Genomic DNA, 1258 nt, shown 5'->3' with positions numbered 1-1258 from the left:
TGTAGTGGTCAACTGATATTGGCCACGTTCCTAGAGTTTAACCAGAACAATCGTTCTGATTCATTGGGAGTCAAACCACCGTTGTATTGGTGCGGGCGGAGTTGGCAATAATACCCAATAATGTATCGAGTAATTTCTTGTTGTGCCTCTGCAAAGCTCCGATAACCTACTGTAGGTATCCATTCCGTCTTCAAGCTTCTAAAGAAGCGTTCCATTGGTGCATTATCCCAGCAATTTCCTCGTCGAGATAAGCTTTGCTTGATCTGAAAGCGCCACAGTAATTGCCGATAACTTCGGCTTGTATAATGACTGCCTTGATCGCTGTGAAACATGACGCCCTGTGGTTTACCACGAGACTCATAAGCCATGGCAAGAGCCTTACGAGTTAATCGACTATCGGGCGATAATGACATTGCCCAACCAATCGTTTTTCTAGCGAACAGGTCTAAAACTACGGCTAAGTACATCCAACGATAGCCAGTCCAAACATAAGTAACGTCACCAACCCAAACTCTGTTTGGCTCCGTAACTGCAAACTGGCGGCCTAAGAGGTTTGGGATCTCAATATGTTCTTGTGATGCTTTACGATACCTGTGTTTTGGCACTTGGCAGCTCACTAGACCAAGGGCTTTCATGAACTTCGTTGCTCTGTAGCGACTCAGGTTAGTTCCCTGACTCGTTATTATGTCAGCAATGGTTCTCGCTCCCGCAGAACCGTTGCTTGCGGCATGTGCCTCGCTAACTAAACTACGGAGCTTTGCTGTTTCGGCATCAATTTCTACTGGACGTTTTCGCCAGTAGTTATAACTGCTTCGATGAACATTGAACACTTCACATAATATTTTTACGCTGTGGCTCTGCTTGAGTTTCTTGATTATCAAGAATTGTTCAGTGAGTCCGACATCAACAGAGCCGTGGCTTTTTTTAATATTTCATTATGCTCTTCAAGGCGAGCTAACTTCTTTTTTAATTCACGTATTTCAATTTGCTCAGGCGTCATCGGCGATGCTTTAGGTGCTTTCCCCTGACGTTCCTCTTTTAGTTGGCGAACCCACTTATCCATCGTGGACTTCCCAACATTCATAGCTTGAGCAGCCTCTGTCACAGAGTGGTTCTGATCTAGAACCAGTTGTGCCGCTTCTAATTTGAATTCAGCGCTAAATAGTCTTCTTGTACGTTTTGTCATAGTGTCACCTGTTAACTTATGAGGTGATGATATCACCTCTAACTAAGTGACCAAATTCAGCGTACCACTACA

General features: G+C 44.4%; 1 protein-coding gene. It reads right to left on the bottom strand.

Translation table 11 applies throughout. The annotated features are described in order from the left end of the window. Window positions 1-8: 8 nt before the first annotated feature. Window positions 9-1186 (bottom strand): IS3 family transposase gene (locus tag AB6E30_RS22490; protein WP_102420178.1). Its coding sequence is split into 2 segments (ribosomal slippage): window positions 9-928 and window positions 928-1186, totalling 1179 coding nucleotides; the frame shifts between segments, so codons are not numbered across the junction. Between the last annotated feature and the right edge of the window lie 72 nt (window positions 1187-1258).

Origin of the sequence: Vibrio sp. 10N.247.311.12, from assembly GCF_041467515.1 — a bacterium.
GTDB classification, from domain to species: Bacteria; Pseudomonadota; Gammaproteobacteria; order Enterobacterales; family Vibrionaceae; genus Vibrio; species Vibrio crassostreae_C.
This window is presented reverse-complemented; position numbering and strand designations above follow the sequence as displayed.